A 6649-nucleotide genomic window follows, 5' to 3' on the forward strand; every position below is an offset into this window, starting at 1 on the left:
GTCCTCACCGGCCTGAAAATCGGTCCGTTCAATGGTGATATCTTCGTAGCGCAGCCCCGGAATCAGGGTCCAGTTGCCGCGCCGCAGGCGATTCTGTACGTGGACCGCCAGGGCATCCGCCTGGGTGACCCGGTTGGTGGTACTGCCGGGGACGCCGTGTACCGCACCGGGCTCACTGCCGGGCAGGACCCGGGTCATGGCGAAGTTCTCCATGCGGTATACATCTTCCCATTGCAAGCGGTCTTCCTCATCCTGGTGATAGCGCAGACCGGCCTCCAGTTGATGGGACCATCCGGCCGCGTCAAACCAGGTCTGATAGACGGTCTGGACACCGCGGCTGTAGTACTCACGATTGTTGGCACGCACCTTGCCGCGGGCATCACCCCCCTCACCACGAATCCAGGCCAGTTCGGCCGAGTGTTCAGTCGGATTGGCCAGAACGGCACTGATGCCGACAAAGTCAGGGTTCCCCTGCCCATCCCAGACATCATGGAGCTTGTACCAGTTCCGACTGAAGTCGTTGTTGTAAACGGTGGTGGTCAGATTGGCATCACCCAATTCGATGTGGTGGCGCAGGGAAAGCTGTTCATGTTCGGTGTTGATCTGGTCCAGCTGGGAGCCGGCATAGCGTCGGAATGGATGGCGGCCGAAATCGTCCTGGGTCAAGCCCAGATAGGTCTCATTGGCCTCGCGAGTGCTGCGGGCAAACTTCAACTCCAGGCTATGATGGCGGTCCCCATTGCGAGGCTCCCAGCGGAGCTTGCCGACCACGTCCCGCAGGTCGAAGCCGGTGTCCGGCTCGGCCATGTTCGGCCCCCTGCGCTGAGCCCGGTCCAGACGACGGAAACCATCACTGCCGGCATCCACTGCCTCGAGCATGAAACCCAGATTGTCGCCACTGTCACCGATCATGGCCTGATGCCGTCGGCCACCGTCGCTGCCGAGCATGAACTGGGCCCGGGCAGTGCGGCTTTCGGGCACGGGCGTGGAGACCATATTGAGAGAACCCCCGGTGGTATAGGGGCCATGCTGAATACCGCCGGCGCCCTTGAGCACCTCGATACGTTCCATGCGCATGGCGGTGGGGACATGGTAGGCAGCGGGGGCGGCGTAAGGCGCCGGGGCGATGAGCACACCGTCTTCCATCATGGTAATCCGACGGGCCCGCTCGGAACGTGAACCGCGGATGGAAATATTGGGAAACAGGCCGAACCCTTCCTCTTCCTGGATATAGACACCGGGCATGCTGCGCAGCATGCGGTGGGGGTCACCGTAACCGGCCGCCTCGATCTCGTCACGAGAGACCAGGTGGGCGGAACCAGGGATCTCGCGAATGTCATTGCGCGTGCCGGTGATACTCACCGGTGCCAATTCGCGAAGATCAAAATCCATTTCCAGCGCCTCGGTAAAGTCATCGCTCCCTGCCTGGGCAGCCAGTGGGACCAGGGCGAGACTGACGGCCAGGGCCAGCGGGCGGGAGGCAGCTTGGATCGGCATTTCGAGGCTCCTTAAGGTGCAACGGGGTTTGCGAGACGGCTATCCGGGCGACGGGGCGGGAACAATCCGGCGCCGCCGCGTGGATTGGTAATATAAATGCGAACCATTATCATTTGCAATAGCAAAACGAGGAAATTCCCCCGCGATTGCGTCAGATTCCGCTCAGGCCGGGGGTTCGGTGGGGCACCAGGCGCCTTCGGCCGTGGCGCGGGGAAAAGCAACGATGTGCTCGGTATCCAGGCGGATCCCGATCTGCTCGCCGATGCGATGGTCATGGTGACTGGGCACCAGGGCCAGCACCCGGTTGCCGGAGTCCAGGCGCAAGGTGTAGAGAATCTCCGCACCCCGGAAGACCTTGTATCTGACCTCCGCGGTCATTTCGCTGTCATCGTCATGGATGACGTCGTCAGGGCGTAGCAGCACATCCACATCCGTGCCCGGCTCCACATCGGTGATCAGACGGCCCTCAAGCCGGCCCAGCTCGATATTCACCTTCCCCGGCGCCGACACATGACCGGGAATCAACACTCCCTGGCCAACGAAATCCGCGACAAAACGATTCGCAGGCCGGTGGTAGAGGTTGTAAGGGCGGTCCCATTGCTGGAGGGTTCCCTGGTTCATCACTCCCACTTCATCGGCAACGGCAAAGGCCTCATGCTGATCGTGGGTCACCATCAAGGCCGTGGCGCCAAACTCCTTGAGCACCGCCCGGACCTCGATACCCAGACGTTCACGCAGCTCCACATCCAGATTGGAGAAGGGTTCGTCCAGGAGAATCAGCCGGGGCCGGGCGACCAGTGCCCGGGCTAGTGCGACCCGTTGCTGCTGACCGCCGGACAGCTCATGGGGCTGAGCCCGCACCGCCTCCGCCAGCCCCACCGCGGCAAGCATCTCTTCCGCCCGGGCCCGGCGCTCCCGACGGCGCCCCTCACGGAGGCCAAATGCCACATTGTCACGGGCGTCGAGATGGGGAAAGAGGGCGTAGTCCTGGAACACAATGCGGATATCCCGGGCTTCCGGTGGCACCGTCCTGCCGGCTTTGCTGAATACCCGATTGTCTATCCGGACCTCCCCGGCATCCACCGGCTCGAATCCAGCGATCGCCCTCAGCACCGTGGTCTTGCCGCAGCCGCTCGGCCCCAGCAGGCAGCCGATCTGACCCCGGGTCAGATGCAGGGTGAGGCCCTTGAGAACTTCCGTGCGGCCGTAGGCAAGGTGTAGTTGTTCCAGCTCAAGCAGCATGGGCAGACTCCAGATTCGCCGGGCGCCGTTTCTCACTCGCTGATTGCCCGCCCCCGTCATCCAGCCGGCGAGTCAGCAGGATGACCGGCACCAGCCCCACCAGGACCAGGGTCAAGGCCGGCAAAGCCGCGCGTTCCCACTGCCCCTCCGCGGTCATTTCATAGATGCGCAGGGCCAGGGTCTCCCAACCGAAGGGGCGAAGCATCAGGGTAATCGGCATTTCCTTCATGACATCCACAAAAACCAGAATGGCACCGGTAATCAGACCACCCCGAACCAGAGGGAAGTGCACCCGGGCAATGACCCCCAGCGGCCCCAGCCCCATGCCCCGGGCGGCATCATCCAGCGTGGAGGAAACCCGCAGCAGATTGGCATTCACCGGATTATAGGCGACCGCGAGGAAGCGACCGATGTAGGCAGCCACCAGACCGAGCAGGGTGCCCTGCAGGGCGATGATGATCCGATCCTCGCCCAGCAGCCAGTCAGCGCCCCCCTGCAGCACACCACTCAGCCAGACCAGCGGCAGCATCAGGCCCACCGCCAGAACCGGGCCGGGCACAGCGTAACCCACCGTTGCCACCCGTGCCCCGAGACCCGCCAGCAGACCCGGCGAGCGGCGCACGGCGTAGGCCAGCACCAGAGCGATCATGATAGCGAGCGCTGCGGCCATGGCCGACAGGCTGAGGGACCGTCCTGCCAGACCAAGATAGCGGGCATCGAGCCCATCGAAATGGGCCACGCTCCAGAACAGCAACTGCAGGGCCGGAATCAGAAAGGCAACGGTCAGGACCAGCATGCAAAAGGCCACCGCCGCCAGGGCCTTGCCACCCCGGAGGCGAAAGCGACGGGCCTGACCGGCACCGGTGGCGGTGTATCGGGTCCGCTGCCGGGACAACTGTTCCAGCACCAGAATCACCAGCACCACCACCACCAGCAGCGAGGACAACTGCATGGCCGCCTCAATGGACTGCAAGTCGTACCAGGCCTTGTAGATGGCCGTGGTAAAGGTTTCATAGTTGAATGCGGCCACGGTGCCAAAATCGGCCAGGGTCTCCATCATCGCCAGCATCACGCCGCCAATGATCCAGGGCCGCGCCATGGGCAAGGCAACCCGAAAGAAGCCGGCAGCGGGACGCAGTCCAAGGGAACGGGCCACTTCCAGGGCCCTTGCCCCCTGGGTGGCAAAGGCATTGCGGGCGATCAGGTAGACATAGGGATAAAGCACCAGCGTCAGGGCCAGGATCACACCCAATCTGGAACGGATGGGCGGCAGCCCGGCGTCCTCGCCCCACACGGCGCGCATCCAGCTCTGCACCGGCCCGGCATATTCGAGCTGGCCGATGAGCACGAAGGCCATCACATAGGCAGGGACCGCCATGGGCAACAGCAGGGCCCAGGAGAAAAAACGCTGCCCCGGAAAATCACAGGCCGCCACCAGCCAGGCCAGCGCCGTGCCGATCAAGGCAGTGCCCACCGCCACGCCGGCCACCAGCCACAAGGTGTTGACGATGACTTCCGGCAGCACATGGCTGCGCAGGTGAGTCCAGACCTCGGTTTCCGCGGCGAACAGGCTGGCACTGACAATCAGCAGAGGCAGCAACACCGGCAGGGCAATCAGCCAGGCGACCAGCGGTCCCGCGGACAGGCGCGGGCGCTTCAGCCACCTTGAACCGCCCGGCCAAGTCATGGATCAGCGGTATCCTGCCCGATCCATCAGCATCACTGCCTGACGCTGGCGCTCGCCGGCATGGCGGACATTGACCGGATTCTGTCGAAACTCGCCCCAGAGGGCGACCTGGGGATCCGGCGGCACCTCGGGATTGGCCGGGTACTCGAAATTCATGCTGCCGAAGAGGCGCTGGGCCTCCTCGCTGCTCAACCACTCCAGCAAGGCCTGGGCGCCTTCGGGGTTGCCGGCATGGCGAGTGACCCCGCCGCCGGAGATATTGACATGGACGCCTGCTCCGTCCTGATCGGCCCAGTGCAGCCGCAATGGCAGATCGGGCTCCCGGGCCTGCAGGCGTCCATAGTAGTAGCTGTTGACCAGGCCCACATCGCACTGGCCGGCGAGAATGGCCTCCATCACCTGGGTGTCACTGGAGAAGGGATCGGTGGCCAGATTGTCCACCCAACTGCGGACGATCTCCTCGCTGCGCTCCTCGCCTTTTTCCTCGATCATGATCGCCACCAGGGACTGGTTGTAGACCTTGCGGGAGGAGCGCAGACAAAGACGCCCTTCCCAGCGCTCATCGGCGAGATCGGCGTAGCTGCCCAATTCACCCTCCTCTACCCGGTCGGGGTGATAGACCATGGTGCGCACCCGCAAGGAGAGACCGAACCACTGGTCTTCGGGATCACGCAAATGTTCGGGGACACGCTCGCGCAGCGCGGGTGAATCCACCGCCTTCAGCAAACCGCGCTCCGCCGCCTGCCAGAGGTTGCCGGCGTCCACGGTCAGCAGCAGATCGGCCCGGGTCCGTCGCCCTTCCCCCTGGATTCGCTGAAGGAGCTGGCCGGCATCACCGGTGGTATAGCGAATGCGGGTACCGGTTTTCTCTTCATAGAGGTCGAACAGGGGCTTGATCAAATGCTCCTGCCGGGCAGAGTAGACAACCACTTCGTCGTTGGCCGCTTCCGCGACGGGCAGCCAGACAAACAATGTGGCAAGCAGCGAAGCGGCCAGACAGGACTTGAACGGCGACATCAACGGACCTCCAGACTGAAGTGGGAGGCGGCTCGGGGAGGAGCCGCAGGGCGCTGGATGAGTATGATAATGAGAATTATTACTAATTAGCAAGCAGAACGACGACAAATAGCGCCTTTACCGGCGCTCGCCACGGGCCTCGTCCAGTTGCGGAACGGGACGGCGGGGCACCCGTCCCTTGGGAAAGGCCAATGGCGCCAACTCTTCCAGGGCACGCTCATAAACGGCGCGCTTGAAATGGACCACACCCTTCAGCGGTTCCCACCACTGCACCCAACGCCAGGCATCAAATTCGGGATGCTGGCTCAATTGCAGGTCGACACGGGACTCCTCCGCCACCAGGCGGAGCAGGAACCAGATCTGTTTCTGTCCAATGCACACAGGTTTCTGCTGCCGACGCACAAAGCGCTTCGGCAGCCGATAACGCAACCACCCCCGGGTGCGGCCGAGTATTTCGACATCCTGTTCGGCGAGACCAACCTCTTCCTCCAGCTCCCGGAACAGCGCCTCGCGGGGGTCTTCGCCCTGCTGGATTCCCCCTTGCGGAAACTGCCAGCCGGTGTGGTTGATCCTGCGCGCCCAGAATACGCGGCCCACGTCGTTGCAAAGAATGATGCCGACGTTGGGCCGGAAACCGTCGCGGTCTATCACGGCATTACTCCAACTTTATATAAGTTGATTCTTTCATAGCCGGCATTGATCGGCAATGGCCGCAGTGGGTGACATAAGGGGGAGGCTCTAGGAGAATGTCGGCTCGTGAGCAAAGACTGGAGCATTCGATGAAGCTGGCCCTGTTTGATCTGGACAACACCCTGCTTGACGGTGACAGCGATTATCTCTGGGGTGAGCACCTGGTGGCGCAAGGCGTGGTGGATGGCGACTGGTATCGCTCGGAGAACCTGCGCTACTACCATGCCTACGAGGCAGGGCAATTGGATATTCGGGAATTTCTGGCTTTCGCCCTGCGGCCGCTGGCGGAGAATCGGCGCGCCCAACTGGAGGCCTGGCGCTCGGACTTCATCGAGTCCCAGATCATGCCGCGAATTGCCACCGAGGCCCTGCGGCTGGTGGATCGCCACCGGGACGCGGGAGAGACGCCGGTCATCGTCACCGCCACCAACCGCTTCGTGACCGAGCCCATTGCCCAGCTTTTCGGCATTGACCACCTGCTGGCCACGGAAGCGGAAATGCGGGATGGAGAGGTCA

General features: G+C 63.1%; 6 protein-coding genes. 1 reads left to right on the forward strand and 5 read right to left on the reverse strand.

Annotation, left to right across the window (positions count from 1 at the left end):
* From ACJWXQ_RS04775 to ACJWXQ_RS04795, 5 genes are all read right to left on the reverse strand, one after another.
* Nucleotides 1-1497: TonB-dependent receptor family protein (locus ACJWXQ_RS04775; RefSeq protein ID WP_406672277.1), on the reverse strand; the 1497-nt coding region annotated here is incomplete at its 3' end.
* Between the two features lie 162 nt (nt 1498-1659).
* On the reverse strand, nt 1660-2739 hold the full coding sequence (locus ACJWXQ_RS04780) for an ABC transporter ATP-binding protein (protein WP_346050864.1): 1080 nt from the start codon (nt 2737-2739) through the stop codon (nt 1660-1662).
* On the reverse strand, nt 2729-4426 hold the full coding sequence (locus ACJWXQ_RS04785; protein WP_346050865.1) for an iron ABC transporter permease: 1698 nt from the start codon (nt 4424-4426) through the stop codon (nt 2729-2731). Before ACJWXQ_RS04785 ends, ACJWXQ_RS04780 begins: the two co-directional genes overlap by 11 nt.
* Nucleotides 4427-4429: 3 nt before the next feature.
* Complete coding sequence (locus ACJWXQ_RS04790; protein ID WP_346050866.1) at nt 4430-5443, reverse strand: extracellular solute-binding protein; 1014 nt, start codon at nt 5441-5443, stop codon at nt 4430-4432.
* A gap of 117 nt (nt 5444-5560) precedes the next feature.
* Nucleotides 5561-6094, reverse strand: a complete 534-nt coding sequence (locus ACJWXQ_RS04795) for an RNA pyrophosphohydrolase (protein WP_346050867.1) — start codon at nt 6092-6094, stop codon at nt 5561-5563.
* Nucleotides 6095-6189: 95 nt separating this feature from the next.
* On the opposite strand from ACJWXQ_RS04795, the gene ACJWXQ_RS04800 reads away from it, so the two are divergent.
* Nucleotides 6190-6649, forward strand: a 460-nt coding sequence (locus ACJWXQ_RS04800; protein ID WP_406672278.1) for an HAD family hydrolase, incomplete at its 3' end; no start/stop codon positions are given.

The sequence above is a fragment of the Natronospira sp. genome, assembly GCF_007134575.1.
GTDB classification, from domain to species: Bacteria; Pseudomonadota; Gammaproteobacteria; order Natronospirales; family Natronospiraceae; genus Natronospira; species Natronospira elongata.